The 19660-nt window shown below is 65.7% G+C and carries 13 protein-coding genes and 1 tRNA gene; 3 read left to right on the forward strand and 11 right to left on the reverse strand.

Translation table 11 applies throughout. From position 1 onward, the window contains the following. Nucleotides 1–48: 48 nt before the first annotated feature. Complete coding sequence (locus tag EXR94_00500; protein ID MSR01209.1) at nucleotides 49–2451, reverse strand: transmembrane domain-containing protein; 2403 nt, start codon at nucleotides 2449–2451, stop codon at nucleotides 49–51. A gap of 295 nt (nucleotides 2452–2746) precedes the next feature. Here EXR94_00500 and EXR94_00505 point away from each other — a divergent pair, with 295 nt between their 5' ends. Then, nucleotides 2747–3202, forward strand: coding sequence for a site-specific integrase (locus EXR94_00505; GenBank protein MSR01210.1), 456 nt, complete (start codon nucleotides 2747–2749; stop codon nucleotides 3200–3202). Between the two features lie 97 nt (nucleotides 3203–3299). Here the strand turns inward: EXR94_00505 and EXR94_00510 are convergent. The 4 genes from EXR94_00510 to EXR94_00525 all read right to left on the reverse strand — a co-directional run bounded on the left by EXR94_00510 (nucleotide 3300) and on the right by EXR94_00525 (nucleotide 6530). Further along, nucleotides 3300–3373 (reverse strand) — tRNA-Ile (locus EXR94_00510). A gap of 96 nt (nucleotides 3374–3469) precedes the next feature. Continuing rightward, on the reverse strand, nucleotides 3470–3688 hold the full coding sequence (locus tag EXR94_00515) for a hypothetical protein (GenBank protein ID MSR01211.1): 219 nt from the start codon (nucleotides 3686–3688) through the stop codon (nucleotides 3470–3472). 41 nt (nucleotides 3689–3729) lie between these two features. Beyond that, the gene (gene typA / locus EXR94_00520) at nucleotides 3730–5583 is read right to left on the reverse strand and encodes a translational GTPase TypA (protein ID MSR01212.1); all 1854 of its coding nucleotides are present in this window, start codon (nucleotides 5581–5583) and stop codon (nucleotides 3730–3732) included. Nucleotides 5584–5666: 83 nt separating this feature from the next. Further along, nucleotides 5667–6530 carry a cation transporter gene (locus EXR94_00525; GenBank protein MSR01213.1) on the reverse strand — a complete coding sequence of 288 codons (864 nt, stop codon included), beginning with the start codon at nucleotides 6528–6530 and terminating at the stop codon, nucleotides 5667–5669. On the opposite strand from EXR94_00525, the gene EXR94_00530 reads away from it, so the two are divergent. Next, entirely contained in the window at nucleotides 6463–7962 is a 1500-nt protein-coding gene (locus tag EXR94_00530) for an HlyC/CorC family transporter (protein ID MSR01214.1), read from the forward strand. The genes EXR94_00525 and EXR94_00530 overlap by 68 nt on opposite strands. On the opposite strand, the gene pdxA is transcribed toward EXR94_00530, so the two are convergent. Genes pdxA through EXR94_00560 form a run of 6 tightly spaced genes read right to left on the reverse strand, consistent with a single transcriptional unit; the run spans nucleotide 7931 to nucleotide 17652 of the window. Beyond that, entirely contained in the window at nucleotides 7931–8845 is a 915-nt protein-coding gene (pdxA, locus tag EXR94_00535) for a 4-hydroxythreonine-4-phosphate dehydrogenase PdxA (protein ID MSR01215.1), read from the reverse strand. The genes EXR94_00530 and pdxA overlap by 32 nt on opposite strands. After that, entirely contained in the window at nucleotides 8842–10179 is a 1338-nt protein-coding gene (locus EXR94_00540; protein ID MSR01216.1) for a hypothetical protein, read from the reverse strand. The genes pdxA and EXR94_00540 overlap by 4 nt, the downstream gene beginning before the upstream one ends. 16 nt (nucleotides 10180–10195) lie before the next feature. After that, complete coding sequence (locus tag EXR94_00545; GenBank protein MSR01217.1) at nucleotides 10196–11635, reverse strand: hypothetical protein; 1440 nt, start codon at nucleotides 11633–11635, stop codon at nucleotides 10196–10198. Between the two features lie 52 nt (nucleotides 11636–11687). Continuing rightward, entirely contained in the window at nucleotides 11688–14957 is a 3270-nt protein-coding gene (gene mfd, locus EXR94_00550) for a transcription-repair coupling factor (protein ID MSR01218.1), read from the reverse strand. Next, nucleotides 14957–16735, reverse strand: coding sequence for a hypothetical protein (locus EXR94_00555; protein MSR01219.1), 1779 nt, complete (start codon nucleotides 16733–16735; stop codon nucleotides 14957–14959). Before EXR94_00555 ends, mfd begins: the two co-directional genes overlap by 1 nt. Beyond that, nucleotides 16732–17652, reverse strand: coding sequence for a DUF58 domain-containing protein (locus tag EXR94_00560; protein ID MSR01220.1), 921 nt, complete (start codon nucleotides 17650–17652; stop codon nucleotides 16732–16734). Before EXR94_00560 ends, EXR94_00555 begins: the two co-directional genes overlap by 4 nt. 493 nt (nucleotides 17653–18145) lie before the next feature. Between EXR94_00560 and EXR94_00565 the strand changes: the two genes are divergently transcribed. Continuing rightward, the gene (locus EXR94_00565; GenBank protein MSR01221.1) at nucleotides 18146–19660 is read left to right on the forward strand and encodes a M20/M25/M40 family metallo-hydrolase; all 1515 of its coding nucleotides are present in this window, start codon (nucleotides 18146–18148) and stop codon (nucleotides 19658–19660) included.

Consider the following 19660-nt stretch of genomic DNA (forward strand, 5'->3'; position numbering starts at 1 on the left):
TAACTGGTTCCTGGTCACTAGTAACTAGTGACTAGCAACCAGCAACCCTCACTTCGGCACCACAAACAGCGTCGCCTGCGTCCTCCCGCTCTGCGTCACCGCCTTCAAGTACAGCAGCCCCGTCCCGACGTCATAGAAGTACTTGTTTCCCGTGCTGGCGTCCAGTTGCGCCAGCGTGGCCGCCGCGACAAGCGGCGCACCGTTGTTGGAATCCCGGATCACGGTGAAGGGGATGTTGGGATAGGGCGCGATGATCCGCATCCAGTCGCCCGGGAGGCTCCGCCGCATGGAGAACTGGGGCCGGTCGGGCACCGCGCCGGTGTACTGCACCCGATAGCTCCGGGAGGTCACCACGCTGGCAGAGACGGTCTGGGGCTGGTCCGGTACGCCCACATAGGCGGACGCCACGGCATCATCCCGGGTTATGGTGAGCGGAGCCACCACCTGGGCATTGGCGCCGCGTACCTGGAACTGCACGAATGGGGCAGCGCATACCCAGGCGTTCCAGGCGGTCCGCACGGTGCACGCCGAGGTGATCATCAACGGATTGTTGGCCACCACGTATTGCCCGCTCACGCCCGTCAGGCTGCCGTCGCCGTCGAGGATGATCGCGGCCTTGTCGCCATCCTTGTCCACCGCAGGGTTGTCGAGGAAGACGCTGTTCGCATTGATGAACGTCAACTCCTTGCCGTAGTTGCCCGGATCCACCGGGAAGCCGTTGGTCCGGTTGAAGCCCAACGCGCTCATCATCCGGCTGCCGCTGGTTACGTAGTTCACGAAGGTCACCCGCTCAGCGCCGACCCGCCCGTCGTAGAACTCGTAGCCCCGGACCGGAAACCCGTTCCGGAGTTGGGTGCCGCCGCTGTTGGCGCTCTGCCCCACGAACACCGCGTCCATGACGAAGGTCTCGCTCGAGGCGAAGGTCGCCCCTATGGCATTGTCGGCCAGCATGGCATTGACCAGGCGGAGTTCGGTGCCCCGGAGCCACACCCCGCGCCCGTTGTTGTGCTTGTAGGCGGTGAAATGCTGGAAGTAGGCGGTCACCGAAGGAGAACTGCTTCCGGGAATCTGCTTTGGAGCATAGTGGGCCGTACTGGTGGTCCCGTCGGGGTTGGGGCCGTCATCCACATTGAGCCCCGTGTTGGCGTTGGAGTGCGCCACGTTGTCGACGAATTCGCGGAGCGGTGTTTCCCGGGGCCGCTGGGTCGAACCGGTAGACAAACCAGTGGGCGACACTGGAAGGGCAAACCAGAACCCGAACCCCTTGGAACCCGCCGCCACGTTGCGCCGCCAGGTGTTGTCGGGGTTGGTGATCCAGAAGGTGGCCGGATTCACGTCCGACGGCAGCAGCTCCTGCCCCGCCGGGGCCTTCTTGGTGAGTACCCCGAGGTTGTCTTCGAACAGATTGCCGGTTTCCGCCCCGTCCTCCAGGAAGTAGGCGTGTCCCAGGTTGTCGTAACAGACATTGCCCTGGACCGCTGCATTGTTGGAGCCGTGCACCGTCACGCAGCGGTTGAAGGTCTTCCAGATGCTGTTCTTCCGGAAATATTGCCCGTCCACCGCGCCCATCATGTGCCAGTGCATCGGGTACCGGGCCAGCACCTTCTTCTGGCCCATCCTGGTGATCTCCACGCCCTCGATGTGGGCCGAGCCTCCCCGGGAAACGATCAGGTGGCCACCGAACTGGCTGGTCAGCGATGCTTCGTCACCCTGCACGACCACGTTCCGGGTCAGGAGCCCCACTTCGGCTCGCTCGTCGAGCGGCTTCCCGGCAAAGGTCTCGGTCACCCCCCAGTGGCTGAACCGAAGCCCGGACTGCAGCGTGACCATGTTTCCCGAAACCGAATAGACCAATACCTCTTCCGCCTGGTCAGGGCTCAGGTCGGTGGAGGAAAGCACGATTCGATCTCCGGGGCGCCAGTCCACCGCCCGCTCCATCTGGAGCTGGGTGCTCCCGGCGGGAGCAGTGGCCCCAAGGCGAGCCCAACTCACCCGGGGCAGCCCGTGCAACTCGAGGGCGCCACCCAGCACGCCGAGAATCTTGGCGCCGAACCCTTCGATGTCGTCGGTGGAGGGTCCGGTCAGAGTGATGACCGCGCGTTGGGCGAACGGCTCTGCCTCGGTGCCGACCTCGAAGCGCCCGTGCACCACGATCCAGTTGGCGGTGAGATTGAGGTCTTTGCGATCGAAGCGAAGGGTCCCGTCAACCGTCAGGCCGCCCAGTTGAGGCGTGCTCACGTCGAGCAGCACCGCCTTGCCCGCCGGTACCACCACCACAGCCCCGAGACCGGGAACCACGCCACCCGGCCAGGTGGCTGCGTCGGACCAGCGAAGGTAGGCCGGCGGAGGCGGGGGCGGCGGGGCCGGGTCGGTCGGCTCGGTGGTGCAGCCAGCCAGGAACCCAAGCAGCGAAATGGCTGCGACGGCGCAGGGTGCAAGGACACGACGCATGACGGCCTCGGCGGGAAAACCCGCGGAACTGATGGTATGCCAGGAGTATAGGCGAATCGTGCAAATCCCGGAAGCTGAGAGAGGGCATATTCCATGCCCCGGCCGAGTGCTGTGCTTTGCATCACAAGCGGGCGCCGGCGCCGCTCGGTTGTGGGAAACCGGGCCGTCGTGGTGGGCTTGTGCTGGACGGGTGAGTGGAATTTCCACCAGCCCGGCAGGTCACGATCTCGGAGAGACGCGATGCGCGGGGTACTCGGAAGCCGGTTTGCAGTGACGGTCCTGATGGTGCCATCGGATCGGCGCTATCCTCAGCCTACAGTGGAAGGATGTTGATTTCATTCAAGGCCGACTGACTTGGAGACAGGAAGCTGACAAAATCAATCACGAACACACCACGCCGCTGACAGAAGCAGCAAGTGCCATTCTGAAAGAAGCACGACAAGTCACCCAAGGCATCGGCAAGTCGCCAGTGATCCCAGCGCCACGAGATTCAGCCAAAGCGGTATCGCGTCACCTTGCAAGAGATTGGATGCAACGGGCGCAGATGGCAGCGGGTTTCACACCCGAATCGGGGCGCGGGTGGCATGCTTTTCGTCGTAAGTTTGCCTCAGAACTTTGCGATGCAGGGCTTAGAGTCATCTGTGATCTTGGTGGCTGGAAAGAACCGATGACCGTAGTAAAGTGCTATCAGCATACGACGGAGGAGGAGATGCGCGTGGGTCAATCCAAGCGCAAGCTCCTGAAAGGTTAAGGGACGGACACCCTAACGGACACCAAGCACAATGGAATCTGGAAAATCAAACGCCCCACCGCTAGACAAACAACGACGGGGCAATGATTTATCGGAATGGGCCTGGGAAGAGTTGAACTTCCGACCTCACGCTTATCAGGCGTGCGCTCTAACCAACTGAGCTACAGGCCCCAGAGTACCTATAGGGAGCCGGTTACAATAGCCGCCCCCACCACCTCACGCAACCCTAGACCCCATCACGGTTTACACCGTAGCAGAGGGACCGGACTACCGCTCGTCGTCGTCCTCGGTGAACTCGAAGCCCCCTTCGAGGTCTTCGTCCAACTCGTCGTCGGGTCCGTCTTCTTCATCCGCTTCGCCGTCGTCGAGATCTTCATCGTCTTCGTTGTCGTCGAATCCCAAGGGATTGCCGTCCGTATCCTCTTCGTCTTCATCAAAACGACGGCGCATCTCGACTTCTCCGTACAACGCCACCAGGGCCGACATGGGTTTCTCCACCTTCCTATGAATGAGGGTGACAGTTCACGTCAGTTCGACGCATTGGCCCGAGCCGTAGCCCGGGCGGTTTTCCTGCGCTCGTTCTGCTGAAGCGCCCGCTTCCGCAAGCGGATCGACGCCGGCGTGACTTCGATCAGCTCGTCATCCTCGATGTACTCGAGGGCGTACTCCAACGTGATCACCCGGGGCGGCTCCAACACGATGTTGTCGTCGGTGGCCGTGGTCCGCATGTTCGTCAGCTTCTTTTCCTTGGCCACGTTGACGTCCATGTCCTCGGGCCGGGAATTTTCACCGACGACCATTCCCTCGTACACCGCCTCGCCCGGGGCCACGAACAACTGGGCCCGCTCCTGCAAGTTGGCCAACGCAAAGCCAACCGACTCGCCCTCACGGTCCGCCACCAAGACGCCCCGCTTCCGGCCCGCGAGCGGACCCGCCCACGGACCATAGTCGAGGAACCGGTGGTGCAACGTGCCGGTGCCCCGGGTATCGGTCAGGAACTCCGACCGGTAGCCGAACAAACCACGAGACGGAATCCGGAACACCATCCGGAGGGTGCCCTGGCCCGGGTTCCGCATTTCCGTCAACTCGGCCCGCCGGGGCCCGAGTTTTTCCATGACGGCGCCCATGAAGCTTTCGGGCACGTCCACCAGCAACTCTTCATACGGCTCGAGGCGTTCGCCGTCGGCGCCCTCTCGGGTAATGACCCGGGGCCGCGACACCTGGAACTCGTACCCTTCGCGCCGCATCGTCTCCATCAAGATGCCCAAGTGGAGTTCGCCGCGGCCGCTCACGGCCAGGGTATCCGGCGAATCGGTCTCCTCGACCTTGAGCGCTACGTTCCGCTCCAGTTCTTTGAACAACCGGTCCCGCACCTGGCGGCTGGTGACGAACTTCCCTTCCCGGCCGGAGAACGGAGAGTTATTCAGGGAAAAATCGACCGAGATCGTCGGCTCTTCGACCGCAATACCAAGGAGTCGTTCCGGGCATTCGACCTGGGTCAACGTCTTCCCGATTTCGATCCCGTCAAAGCCCGACACCACCACGATGTCACCGGCCTCAGCCTCGGGCACTTCGACCCGCGCGAGCCCCTCGAACTGGTACAGTCGAGTGACCCGGCCGCGACCGATGATCTCGTCCGGGGCAACCATGCCGGGCTCGCCCAATGGAAGGACCGCGACGCTGTCGCCGAGCTTGAGGCGGCCCCGTTCGATCCGCCCGATTCCCAGCCGGCCAAGGAACGAGGAATGATCGAGGGTCGAGATCAGCATTTGGAACGGGCCTTCCGGATCGCCGGTTGGCGCCGGAACGTTGGCCACGATTGAATCGAACAACGGACCGAGGGTCGTCCCCGGCTGGTCGAGTTCGGTCGTCGCGTGTCCATGACGGCTGGAGGTATACAGAAACGGCGCGTCGAGCTGCTCGTGGGTGGCTTCGAGGTCGATAAAGAGTCCGAGGACCTCGTCGTGCACCCGATACGGCTCCGCGTCGGGTCGGTCGATCTTGTTGATGGCGATGATCGGCTTGAGACCGAGCGCCAGCGCCTTCCGGGTCACGAACCGGGTCTGGGGCATCGGGCCTTCGGCCGCGTCGACCAGAATCAGCACCCCATCGACCATCCGCAGAATCCGCTCGACTTCACCGCCGAAATCGGCGTGGCCCGGCGTGTCGACGATGTTGATTTTGGTATCGCCCCAGTGCACCGACGTGTTCTTGGCCAGGATCGTGATACCACGTTCTTTTTCGAGGGGATTGGAGTCCATCACCCGCTCTTCGACGTGCTGATTCTCGCGGAAGACCCCCGCTTGGCGGAGCATCTGATCCACCAACGTGGTCTTCCCGTGGTCGACGTGCGCAATGATAGCAATGTTACGAATCTGCAAAGCTTTAGCCCCCTTCGGCGGGCCATATATAGATCGGGGAGCCGGACCGGCGCAAGGAGGAGGCCAAAACCCGCCCGTCCCCCTTAGTGGTGGTGGTGGGCGGGGGCCTCCTGGCTGTGAATCGGCCCGGTCTCCCCCCGACGTAAGCAATCGAGCCCCTCGCAGTGATCCTGGACCTCGAGCTGAAGGGTCGAATGCTGGATTCCGAGGGCTTTAAGCTCCGCCAGGAGCTGGGTCAGCGCGGCCGGATGGCCTGCCAACTCCGGGACCACCACATGCCCGCTCATGGCCACCACGCCGCTCGTGACGGTCCAGACGTGGAGATCGTGCACATCCTGCACCCCAGCCACCGCCAAGAGCCGGCTCCGGACCTCGTTCATCGGAACGTGCGGCGGGGCCGACTCCAGGAGGATTTGGGTGCTCTCCTTGAGGAGCTGCCAGGCCCCGCCCAGGATCAACACCGAGAGCAGGATCGACATGATCGGATCGATCAACGTCCAGCCCGTGGACATCACCACCAAGGCCGCGATCAGGGCGCCGACTGAACCCAGGGTGTCGCCAAGCACATGGAGGTAGGCCCCCCGAATATTGAGGCCGCCATGCCGGTGGGTGTGGAGGAGTCGGAGGCTGGTCACGTTGATCAGGAGGCCCGCCACGGCCGCGGCCAGGAAAATGTCCACCCGGATCGGCTGAGGGTCGCCGAGCCGGTCGAAGGCCTCGACGATCACGGCCGCCGCAATCCCGATCAGGGCCGCGCCGTTGACCACGGCCGCCAGGATCTCCATCCGGAGGTACCCGTAGGTCTTCGACGGCGAGGCAGGCTGCCGAACCAGCCAGGCCGTAAACGCCGACAGGGCCAAGGCGGCCACGTCGATCAGCATGTGCCCGGCGTCCGCCAACAGCGCCAGGGCGCCACTCACCCAGCCGGCCACCGCCTCGATCACCATGAAGACCGCGGTGAGGATGAGGACGAGGATCAGTTTCTTGGAGACGGCCTCTCGCTCCAAGGCCACCGGGTGGCTTACGTTGGTACCTATGGAACCTCCCCAAGCCGGGACGCTGTTACTGGGTCTCGCGGCGGTCTTGGCCCTGATCGGGGCCAACGCTTTCTTTGTGGCGGCGGAATTCGCCCTGGTCGGGGCCCGCAAGACCCGGCTCGACGAAATGGCCCGCGACGGCGACCGTAAAGCTATGCTGGCCAGTCGCGTCCATCAATCGCTCGGCCGGTACATCTCCGCCACCCAGCTCGGCATTACCCTCTGCTCCCTCGGCCTGGGCTGGGTCGGCGAGCCGGCGTTGTCCGGCCTGCTCCTCAAAGCACTTGAGACCTTGCCTGACCGGATCGGCCCGGTCCAGACCGAAACCATTGCCACGGTCCTGAGCTTCGGGATCATTACCTACACTCTGATCATCCTCGGCGAGTTGATGCCGAAGGCCCTGGCGCTCCGCTACCCGGAAGTCATGGCCAGCTGGATGGCGGCGCCCCTGATCGGGTTCGCCTGGCTAATGGCGGTGCCGATTCGAATTCTCAACAACACCGCCAACTGGCTCCTCCGGCTGATGGGCATCGAGACCACCGGCTCCCACGAGCGGCTCCACTCGCCCGAGGAGATCCGGATGCTGGTCGAACAGAGCCAGGAGGGCGGCCAGCTCGGTCCTCAGGACGCCCGGCTCCTCGAAGGGGTGTTCGAGTTCACCGAAAAGACCGCTCAAGACGTCATGACGCCGCGAACGGAGATCGTGGCCCTCGAAGCGGGGCTCACGGTTGAACAGGCGGCCGACATCGTCGCCGCCGCCGGCCGGTCGCGATACCCCGTCCACCTCGACTCCCTCGACGATATTGTCGGCATCGTCCACGCCAAGGACCTCCTCCGGGCGCTCCGCACCACGCCGGACGCCTCGGTGCGGTCCGTCGCCCGGGCTCCCCACCTGGTCCCGAGCACCCGCGAAGTCGAAGACGTCTTGGCCGACATGAAGCGGCTCAAGACCCATATGGCCATCGTGATCGACGAGTACGGCGGCACCGCGGGGCTGGTGACCATGGAGGACCTGCTCGAGGAGATCGTCGGGCCGATCTTCGACGAACACGACGTCGCCGAACGTTCGGTTCCAGAGGACGGGGCCCCGATGCTCGACGGCTCGATGACGATTTCCGAGTTCAACGCGGCCCACGCCGCCGCCCTCGACGATACCGACTACACCACGTTAGGTGGCTATCTGTTCGGCCAACTGGGTCGGCTCCCGCAACCCGGCGACCGGGTCACCGCCGGCAATCACGGGTTCGAAATCGTGGCGATGGAGGGCCGGAGGGTCAAGAAGGTCAAGGTCTCGGCGCCGGGGACGCGAACTACCGACGGGCCAGGCTCGCCGCCAGGGTAACGGCCTGGCGCATACTGGCCGGGTTCGCGACATCCTGGCCCGCGATGTCGAAGGCGGTTCCGTGGTCGGGAGAGGTTCTCGGAAACGGGAGGCCGAGGGTGATGTTCACGCCCTCACCGAAGGCGGCCACCTTGATCGCCGTCATCCCGACGTCGTGATAGGGGGCAAGCACGGCATCGAATTCTCCCCGCATGGCTCGGACAAAGACCGTGTCGGCCGGAAGCGGGCCCGCGGCGCCGAGCGCCCGGGCGGCCGGCGCCAGGATGCGGGCCTCCTCGTCGCCAAATAGCCCCTGCTCCCCGGCATGGGGGTTGAGGGCACAGAGGGCGAGCTTCGGTTCCTCGATCCCAAACCAGTCGCGAAGCCCTTTGATCGTCACTTTGCCGGTCCGAACCACCCGGTCGGTGGTCAGCAGGGCCGGCACGTCTCGAAACGCCACGTGGGTCGTCACCAGGACCACTCGAAGCCGGTCGGCCGCCAGCATCATGGCGACTTCGACATCGCCCGCGAGGTGAGCCAACCACTCGGTGTGACCGGGATACCGAAAGCCGGCCACATGCAGGGCATGCTTCTCGAGCGGGGCGGTCACGATCGCGTCCACCTGCCCCGTCATGGCCAACGCCGCAGCCCGTTCAACCGCATGCCCGGCCAGTTGCCCGGCCCGGACCACCCGGGGCCGGTCCTCGGGACGGGCCCCGGACCCCGCTTTCCATGAGCCCACGGAGACGCGATGATCCGCTGGAATGCCGTTGATTTGGTCGTCGGCGCCGATCAGGGTGATGGAAACCCCGGTCAGACCGACCAGGGCTTTGGCGACGATCTCCGGCCCGATGCCCCGCGGATCGCCTAACGTGACGGCGAGGCGGGCGGGCCCGGGGGTCACAGCGGGCGGAACTCCACGAACGTGGCATGACGAAGCCGGTCCAAATGCTTCCGGCGGCCCAGGATCGTGGCCAGCCGGTTCCGGATCTGATCGCGGACGTCCTCAAACCGGGTTTCGCCGGCGGGGATCCGATTGGTGACCTGCACCACCGCAAATTTGGCCCGGTTCGGGTCGGGCGAGTCGAGCCGGAACAGCGGCGCCAACTCATCTTGTTTGACATCCCGCAGGGCCTCGGCGTACGGGGGCGCCTGCCGCGCGAGTTGGTCGAGCGGCAACTGGTTGACCTCCCGCTCCTCGATCTTATCGTGGTAGAGCCGCTGCAGGCTGTCGAACGATGCGCCCGCCTTGATGGCGACGTACACCGCCTCGCTGACCCGGCGGGCGCTATCGGCGTTGGTCGAATCGATGGCCGGACTGATCAAGATGTGCCGGACCGACACCTCGGCGGGTTGGACCCGCTCAACTTGGATTAAATGAAATCCGAACGACGACTCGACTGGATCGGAAATCTGGCCGGGCCGAAGCGAAAAGGCCGCTTCCTCGAATTTGGGATCATACCCTTGACCCCGGCGGATCCAGTTGAGCGATCCACCCTGTTCCTTGGTCCCGGGGTCCATCGAAAAGCGCTTGGCCGCGACGGCGAAATCAGCGCCCTTCCGGAGTTCTACCAGAATCGAGTCGGCAATCCGAACCGCAACGATCTTGGCCGAGTCGCTGGCCTTCGGGCCGACGATGACTTGACGGAACGAAATCCCTTCCGAGCGCGGGGCAAACGAGGATTTGTTCTGGTCGTAGTACTGGCGAACCTCGTTGTCCGTCGGCGGGAGGTCCTTGATCTTCTGGCTTTGGTTCAGCCGCTGCCAAAACCGGTCGCTCAAGAACTTCCGCCGCTGCTGGTCGGAACTGTAACTCCGCCACTCCTCGAGGGTCTGGAACCCGGCCTTCTGGAGGTCAGCCCGAAACTGTTCTTCCGAATTGAATTTGCGCCGAATGTTGCGATAGAGTTCGTCGACCGACTGGGTCACCTCTTCGTCCGTGACCTTGATCATCGTATCGCGTTGGGCCTCTTGCACCACCAACTCGTCGTCGACCAGCGACGACCGAATCGTCTCCAACAACTGCCGGAGGAGTTTGGGATCCTTGGGTGCTTCCCGGCCTTGGAGCTCGGTGTACAACCGCTCCTGCAACTGGGTCGACAGCATGGCCTTGGTGCCCACGACCGCCACAATCCGATCGAGGGCATCCGTGGTATCTCTGGTTTGGGCCCCTGCCGGGGCCGGGGTCAGCATCACAACCGCCGCCACCCCGGCCGATCCCATCGCCTTGAACAACATCGAGATTCCTTACTCGTTACGGCTTCGCCGGCTCGCCGATCGGCGGTCCGCCCGGAGCCTGCTGAATCGGGGCCGGAGCACCCGGCTGCCCACCCTTCGCGGCCGCGGCGGCTGAGTCGCGCCGGAATTGCGCGGTGGCCAACTCGACGGCGCGGGCAACACCGGCCTGGTTCACCTTGCCGCCACCGGTCGCCCGGAGATGATCTCCGAGTTCCGGCAAGACCACCTGCATCTGGGCTTTGCCGTCGAGCAGCCGGGCAAAGAACTCCTCGACCTTGTCGGAGGCGACCTTGGACTTGTCGGCCGCCGACAGCTTCGATTCAGCGCCCAACTCCGGCACCCCAAGTCCGAGCTCGGTCCGGAGCTGCTCGACCGACCGGGTGTACCGCATCTGGGCAAACTGGCGCATCTGGGGCTGGACCTGGAGCCCGGCCGAGTCGGCCGCCTTGACCAAGATCGTCCGAACCGCGAGGTCCTTGGCGAACTCGTTGAGCAAGCTGTCGGGGGCGTTCCGGATCTGCATCTTGGCCTGAAGCGGAAACATCGCCGTCCATTTGACGAAGTCGCCCACCGTCAGGTCGCCTCCCTTGATCGACACCAACGTCCGGTTCGACTTCCGGACATCTTCGGGGTAGGCCGCGGCCGACTTCATGGCCGCCGGCCCGCCGCCGGCCACCTTGATCCCGTACGCCGCCGTCAGTTCCGCGATGTAGAGCGAGTCGGTTTTGCCGGCGGTCTCTTCGGTCAGCTTGGCTTGGATCCGGGACCGCGCTTCATCGAGCGTCGGGCGGCGGATGATGTGGAAGCCAAACTGGCTCTTGACCACGCCGCTCATCTCTCCCGGCTGGAGGTTCCAGGCCACATCGTCGAATTCCTTGACGAACTGACCGCGCGGACCAAACGGGAGATAGCCCTGGTCGGTCTTGCTGCCGTCGCCACTGATCTGGGCCGCGAGCTGGCCGAAGTCGGCCCCGCCGCGGAGTTTGCCCAGGGCATCGTCGGCCTGCTTCTTGGCGGTTGCCGTGTCGGCGGCCGTCGGTCCGGCGGGCATCAGGATGATGTGCTGAACGATCCGGCCTTCGGTGCCGCTGTACGCGCTGTCGACCGCCCCGGCAGACAAGACCGCCCGGCGGGCCCGCACCGAATCCTGCCAGATCCGGGCCCGAGCGGAGGCGTACGTCGGCCAGAGGACCGCTTCGATACTGGTCGAATCGGTCTTGATCTCGTTCTTCGCAACGGCTTGGGCGAACAACGAGTAGTCGAGCCAGAGATTCGCGATGAACTCGGCAGCCTGAAGGGTCGGACCGCCCCCCGATTTGCCCATGATCTCGGCCACCCGGGCCGCCGACAACTCGTGGGCCCCTACCAGGGCCGCCACATCCGACCGCGCCGCGAACTTGTCGCAACCGGAGAGCAGCACGCCCCCAAGCACGAACCCAGAAACCAAACGCCTCATGTCAACTCCCGTTCATGGTGTCTTGATGACGGATGCCGATGCACCGTCGCGCCTATTTGTCGGCTCCCACCTGGCGAAGCGCCCGCACCAGAGCCGGAATGATCTGTTCCCCACCCAACCGAACCAACCGAAGCGACAGCGGCACTGTCCGGCGAATATCCGCCGCGAGTTGCACATGCTCGAGCGCCGCCGTCAGCCGGGCCATCCGGGGCGTCGTGCCCGCCCGGAAGCTGACCCGGGCCTCATCGCCCCGAACCAGGATGTGCTGAATGCCGAGGCCGGCCCCGATGACCCGGAGCCTGGTCAGATCGAGGAGATTCTCGGCCGCATCCGGCAGGACCCCGAACCGCTCCCGAAGCTCCTGGCGAAGCTCATCAATTTCGTCGGGCCGGGCCGCTCGCGCTAGTCGCCGGTAGATATCCAGCTTGGAATCGTCATCCGCCACGTACTCGTCCGGGAGCTGCGCTGGCCGGTCGAACACCACATCCGGCGGGACCGGGGTCTCGACGATCCCCCCGCCGGCCCGGAGCGATTTGACCGTTTCCTCGAGCCACCGGAGGTAGAGATCGAACCCCACGGCATGAGCATGACCCGATTGCTCGCTGCCGAGCAGGTTGCCTGCCCCCCGAATCTCGAGGTCCTTGAGCGCAATCCGGTACCCGGCCCCCAGCTCGGTATGGTGCTCGAGCACCTTGAGCCGTTCCTCGGCCTCCTGATCGATCAAATCCGGGGTCAGGAGGTAGCAGTACGCCCGCCGGTGGCTCCGCCCGACCCGCCCCCGGAGTTGGTACAGCTGGGCCAGACCGAACCGATGGGCGTCATGCACCACCATGGTGTTGGCGTTGGGCACATCGAGGCCCGATTCGACGATCATCGTCGACACCAGAATGTCGAGGTCCCCGACCACAAACTTCTGCATCACGGCCTCAAGGTCGTCAGCCGACATCTGCCCGTGCCCGACCGCCACCCGAGCCCGCGGCGCCAGGGCCCGGACCCGGGCGGCGATGGTCTCGATCGTTTCGATCCGGTTATGGACCATGAACACTTGCCCACCCCGGTCGAGTTCCCGGGCAAAGGCCTCCTCCAACAGCCCGTCGTCCCACGGCTCGACAAAGGTCAGAATCGGCGACCGGTCGCGCGGGGCGGTCTCGATGAGACTCAGGTCCCGGATTCCGGCCAGCGACATGTGCAGGGTCCGGGGTATCGGGGTGGCCGTCAACGTGAGCACATCGACCGCCAACTTAATCGCCTTGATCATTTCCTTGTGCTTGACCCCGAACCGGTGTTCCTCGTCGATGACGAGGAGCCCGAGGTCCTTGAACTCGACATCCTTGGAGAGCAACCGGTGGGTGCCCACCACGATGTCGATCGTGCCGGCCGCCAGTTCGCCTAACGCCTTCTTCTGCTCCTTCGCGGTCCGGAACCGGGAGAGCACCTCGACTTTGACCGGGAAGTCGGCCAGCCGTTCGGCGAAGGTCCGCCCGTGCTGCTCCGCCAGCACCGTGGTCGGTACCAAGACCGCCACTTGCTTGCCGCCCTGCACCGCCTTGAACGCGGCCCGAACGGCGATCTCGGTCTTGCCGTAGCCGACGTCGCCGACCACGAGCCGGTCCATCGGAACCGGGCGTTCCATGTCCTTCTTCACCTCGTCCGTGGCCCGCCGTTGATCGGGGGTGTCCTCGTACAGAAAGCCCGACTCGAGTTCCCGCTGCCATTTGGTGTCCGGGGGCGAGGCAAACCCGGCGTTGACCTGGCGCCTGGCATAGAGCTCCAGCAGCTCGGCGGCCATTTGCTGGATCGCTTCGCGGGTTTTATCCCGGACCTTCTTCCAGGAGCCGCTGCCGAGCCGGTGGATCCGCGGCGGCGGTTGGTCGCCGTCGTCCGAGCCGGAGCGGTAGCGCTCGATCTGGTCGAGCCGGTAGAGCGGCACATGTAACCGGTCGCCACCCTCGTACTCGACGATCGCCACTTCGATCGCGCCGCCCTCGACCTCGATCGAGGTGATTCCCCGGTAGATTCCGATTCCGTGGTCGAGGTGCACCACGTAATCGCCGCTGGCCAACGTGCCGGCCACCACCGTCGGCGCCGCCTGCCGGTACCGGCGGACCCGTCGAAGCCGCCGGGCCCGCCGGAAAACCTCATGGTCGGTCATGACCCGAAGAGCCGGCATCACGAAGCCGCCATCGAGGGCGCCGACCGCCAGCATCGCGCCGCCCGGCCGCCCGTGCTCGTCGAGCAACTCGCTCAGCCGCTCGAGCTGGCCTTCGTTATCACAAAGAATCAGGGTGGCGAGCCCGCCGTCGAGGAGGCTCCGAAGCCGCTTGACATCACGGTCGATTTTTTCCGGCGGGAAGAACCCGGCTTGGAGATCAACCGGCTCCTCGCAGAGCGTGAGGTGGGCAAACCGGTGGAGGGCGGCGCCCCATTGCTCAGGCGAGAGAAGAATCTCCGCGCGCGCCGGCGGGTCCTCGCCGAGCCGACGGGCGACCTCGAGATGGTGCTCGGCCTCCCGCCACGCCCGCGCCACTTCCTCGGCGTTGGAGGTGGAAGAGTCGACGAGGACCAACGTGCCCGTGGGGAGAAGATCGAGTAGCGAACGCCGGACACTGGCCCCGCGATCGGCCGACACGGCCGCCGCAACCGTCCGGACCGGCAGGACCGTTACCGCCTCCTGCTCCTCCCCGCTCCGCTGGCTGGTAAGATCGAAGCCCCGGACGCTTTCGATCACATCGCCCCACCACTCCGCCCGGACCGGTGTGGCCATCCCGAACCCGTACAGATCGATGATCCCGCCCCGGACGCTGAACTGGGCCACCTCGGTGACGGTCGGAACCCGGCTATAGCCCATCGACCCCAGTTGTTCGATGACGGCCCGAAGCGACAGAGCGGCCCCCCGAGCGAGTTCGAGCCGGTAGGCAGCCAAGGCCGCCGGAATGGCGGTCCGCTCCGCCGACGCCCGGGCGGTGGTCACCAAGATCCCGAGCGCCCCCGCGATCAGCGCTTGGAGCGTTTCGGTCCGCTCCCCGGCGATCTCGACGTGGTGTTCTTCCTCCCCGAGCGCCTCCCGCTGGGGGTAGAGGGCCACGCCGCCGCCAGTCAACTGCCCCAAGTCGGCCACCCAGCGCTCGGCCTCGGATGGCGTGTTGGCGACGATCACGATCAGCTGCGTCGGTCGCTCCCCTCGGAGCCACGCCGCCACCACGGCGGGACTCGAACCCGGCAGCCCCCCCAGCCGAAGCGTGACCCCGGCTCCCGGCAGCCGCTCCAAGAGTTCGCGGGCAAACCGGGTTCGGCTGAAGGCGTCAAGGACCGGCTGGAGCATTACCGGCGCCCGCGCCGCAGGCTGGCCAGAGCCACCTCGACCACCGCCAACAGCAGGGCCGCCCACAGCAACGGACCCCGAAGGTCGCTCCGGGCTCCGGCCTGGAAGGCCGCCTGGCCGGCGGCGGCGAGGTCGGCCACGCGGGCGTTAGGCCAGATGGCGAGGACCTCCGAATCGCCGGCCCGGTCCAGATCTGATTCCCGCGGATCAGGGTTCACACTCAGGACCCCGATGGTATCACGGCCGGCCAGGAGGAAATGCGGTCCGGCGTCGGCCGGCCGAAACGCCGATCCACCCTCGATCGTCCACTGGCGGGCCCGGGCGGATACCATGGTGACCCGGTCCGGCATCAGAACCCGGTCGCCCGGAGCGGCCACCAGGTGAATCAACTCGCCCCGGGCGGCCCGGTTGAGCAGGGCGTCGAGAAACGGAACGAACCCGGCGGCGAGCGGCAGGGCGGTCCATCCCGGCTCCATCCGGCTCCCCACCAGCACGATCCGGCCCGATCGAGCCACCCACGGCTCGCCGGCGGCGGTGACGAGCACGTCGGTTGGAGCGCCCCCTTGGAACACCAGACGGTGGCGACGGGTAATCCGCGCCCGCCCGAGCCATGGACCGCTGTCGGTGTTGACGGCCGTCAGGGCCACGTCGCCAAAGCGCCAAGCGGATCCCCGGGCGGCCAGCGCCCGGTTGAGCGCGCCGAGTTGGGCCGGATCGGCCGGCGGCGTCACCACCGCCCCGCCGCTGCCTAACGAGCCGAGACCGACCTCGGCCCCCGGCACGATCCGGCCGTTCTGGGCCAGCACCGACGCCGCCGTCGCGAGGTATTGGTCCGACGCCGACCACGCCACCCGAGCCGCCGGCGCAATCCGAACCGTCGCGCTTCGGCTATCGTCAGCGCGGAGTTCGTCGGGGTCGAGCGAGGCCTTGACGGTCCACCAGCCCGGGGCAACCCCGGTCACTCGCTGGGTTCCCACCCCGCCGACGGGCACCAGCAGTTGCTTCGGCGGCCGGTCGCCGACAACCAGCGTCACCGGCCGGGCCGGGCCGCCGGATCCGCGAACCAACAGGCTCGCGGTGCCGCCGTCGGCCCCCCAAGGCTGGCTCCCCACATCGAGGGTGCCGATGCCGGCATTGCCCGGCGGCGGCACCGAGGGCCGCAAGACCGTGATCGGCGCTCGCGAAAGACCGACGACGGCGGTGCGTTGCAGATCGGACACCACGATGACCTCGCCGGGCAGGCTCTGGCCGTCGAGGATCTCAGTCGCGAGGGTCACGAGCGCACCCAAATCAGCTCGCCGGCCGGTCGCAACTGCGGTGTCGATCCGACTCCGCTGAACCGGAGGCGCGCCCGGTCGGGCAATCCCATCGGCCGTGAGCAACCAAAGGCGGTCCTCGGACGTGGCCCGATCGACCACGGCACGGGCGGCGGTTTTGAGGCCGTCAAGCACCGGAACGCCGGCGGCGATCGTGCCGCTCGAGAGCGAATTGTCCAGAATCAACACCGCCGCCGTCGGGCCGTGATTCCCGAACCCGGCGGAGGGCCAACTCGGCCCCGACGCCGCGAGCACCAGCGCCACGACCAAGAGGGTCCGGACCAGCAGGAGAAGAAAGTGCTGCAGTTGGAGGCGGCGCTTATGATGTTCCGCCGCCTGAGCGAGATACCGGGTGGCTGGAAACATCACGGTGGGAGGTTCCCGCCGGGCCAACAAATGGAGCAGAATCGGGATCCCCGCCAGGACCAGCCCGCCCAGGACCCAGGGGAAAGCGAACGTCATGCGAGGTGAGTCGACTGAACCAACGCCTGCCGCAACGCCAGCCCGAACGGGGTGTCCGTGGTGACCCGCTCATAGGCCATGGCGTGGGCGCGGCAGGCGAGGCGCCAATCATGAACGACGCCCTCCACGGTCTTGGCATAGACCCCGGCCCAGTCGGCCGGCCGAATCGTCACGTGCTGGCCGGTTTCCGGGTCCTCGAACCGCGCTTCGGCCGGACCGCCTAACGCCAGCTCCGCCGGATCCATGACGTGCAGCACCAGCACTTGATGGCCTCGGTGCCGGAGGAACCGGAGCGCCTTGATGGTCAGCTCGCGGTCAAGCAAGAGGTCGGAGACGAAGATGACCAGGCCTCGCCGGCGGAGTTGATCAACGACCCGCCGGAGCGCCGGCTCCGCCGCCGTCGCCGAGCCGGCATCGGTATGGTGGAGGGCCGCGAGGATCTGGTGCCAGTGGGTCATCCGGGCCCGGGGCGGGGTGATCGAGCGCACCACCTCGTCGAACGTGATCAGGCCGGTGGCGTCCCGCTGTCGGAGCAACACCAACACCATGGCAGCCACCAACCGCTTGGCGTACTCGAGCTTGGTCAGTCGGCCACCCGGAACCCCGGACCAGCCCATCGACTTGCTGGAATCGAGCACCACCATGGCCCGCAGATTGGTCTCTTCCTCGAACTGCTTGACGTAAAGCCGGTCGTTGCGGGCCAGGACTTTCCAATCAACATATCGAAGTTCATCACCCGGCTGATACGCCCGATGCTCGGCAAACTCGACCGAAAAACCCCGCTTCGGGGACCGGTGCAGTCCGGTCAGGAAGCCTTCGACGATGCCTTGGGTCAGAACCTCAATACCGCCGAGCCGAGCGACCTCCATCGGGTCGAGGAGGTCAATTCGCTCTTTCGCTCGGCTGGTGGTCACCATAGGCGGCGGAACGTACGGGGAGATAGAGAGAGAGTCAACGCGAGGCCACCGGTGTCCCGCCCGGGGGACACTCCCCGATGGACTGAATCGAGCCCGGTTCGCTATCCGGTTGGTTCACTGGCGGTTACCCGATCGGCATCTGGTGGCACACGACCTGCCATCGCTAGCTTTGCCTCCAATGACGGAATCCTCAGTGTTCAGTGGTTTGGTGGGACCGACGGTGTTGGTCGTCGCGCTGCTTGGAGGTTCTTCCTCCCCCGGGCGTCCCTGGGTCGCGTCGGCGATCAGCCCGTTCGTTCAAGACTCGATCAGACCGAAGCCGCCCCCAGTTCAGAAGCCCACGCCGGCTCCGAAGCAACCCGAACTCCGCCGCCGGAAACCACCGCCCCCCCCCCGGCCGACCCCGCCCTGATCCCGCTCGTCACATCAGCCGCCCTTGCATCCACGCCGGGGCGGTTAGTTTTGCTCGACTGATTCACCATTGGAGAACGACGTGAAGGTTGGATGCTTGGTGGCGACGATCGGCTGCCTGACGGTCCCCCTGCGTGCCCAGTCGGCGGCAACCCGGGCGGCCGCGACCATTACCGAAGCCGATGTCAAACGGCGGATCCACATCGTGGCCCACGATTCCATGGGTGGCCGCGATACCCCGAGCCGGGGGCTCGACCTGACGGCCCGATGGATGGCCACCGAGTTCAAGCAGCTCGGGCTCAAGCCACCCGGTTCGTCTCCCGATTTCGTGCTACCCTACAAAATTACCACCCGCCGCGTCGTACCGGCCGGTTCGTCCGTGTCCTTCACCGGACCGGGGAGCGCCATCACGTTTCAGGTCGGCCGGGACGCCTCGGTCGCGGTAGCCGGCGGCGGCGGTGAATTCCCGGTCGTCCTGCTCGGCGGCGGCATCGACAGCGCCACGTCGGCGGAGCTCAAGGGCAAGGCCGTCGTGTGGGTGGCCGATTGGAGCGCGGGGTTCCCCGCGGACGCCAACAAGGTTCTCCAGGCCGCCTTCGTCGGTGGCGCCAAATTGATGGTAGCGATGGTCAACAATCCGGGCGCCTTCAACCAACTAGCCGGTCAGTCAGCCGATGAAACCGTCGTCGGCGTCGGCCCCCGCGAAGGGCTTTCGGTCTTCCTGGCCAACGCCGCGGCCGTCGCGGCGCAGTCACCGGAGGCAGTGGAGCACCTCGCCCAGATTCGGGCGGCGACTACTCCGACCATCGTGCCGGCTCCCGATTGGACCGCCAAATCCACCATTCGCGATACGATCTTGAGCGCCTTGGAGGCTCCGAACGTCGCGGGGGTTATCGAGGGCACCGACCCGGTCCTCAAGAACGAATACGTCGTCGTCTCGGCGCACATGGACCACCTGGGCCAGAGCCCAAGCTGCAAAGGGTCGAGCGACAAGGACCGAATTTGCAATGGCGCCGATGACGACGGGTCGGGCACCGTCGGCATCGTCGAGCTGGCCGAAGCGTTCGCACAAACTGGGGCCCGGCCCAAACGGTCGGTGCTCTTTCTCGGCGTCAGTGGCGAAGAAAAGGGGCTCTGGGGCAGTGCCCAGTTCGTCAAGAACCCGCCGGTCCCGATTGAAGCCATGGTGGCCAATCTCAACATCGACATGATCGGTCGGAACTGGAAAGACACCGTGGTGGCCATCGGGATGCAGCATTCCGACCTCGGTACGACGCTGGCCAAGGTCGCGGCCGAACACCCCGATCTCGGGATGGCCGCCATCGACGACCGGTGGCCGGAAGAGAATCTCTACTTCCGGTCCGACCATTACAACTTTGCCCTGAAGGGCGTCCCGGTACTGTTCTTTACGAGCGGCCTCCACGACGATTACCACGCCGTCAGCGACACCCCGGACCGGCTCGACGCGGAAAAAGAGGCCAGGATTCTGAGACTGATCTTTCATCTGGCCACCACGATCGGAAATGCACCCGAGCGGCCCACGTGGAATCCGGCGAGCTACGGGAAGTTCGTCGAAAAACCGAACCCGGTTCCCTGA

It is taken from the genome of Gemmatimonadota bacterium (genome assembly GCA_009692115.1).
Taxonomy (GTDB): domain Bacteria; phylum Gemmatimonadota; class Gemmatimonadetes; order Gemmatimonadales; family GWC2-71-9; genus SHZU01.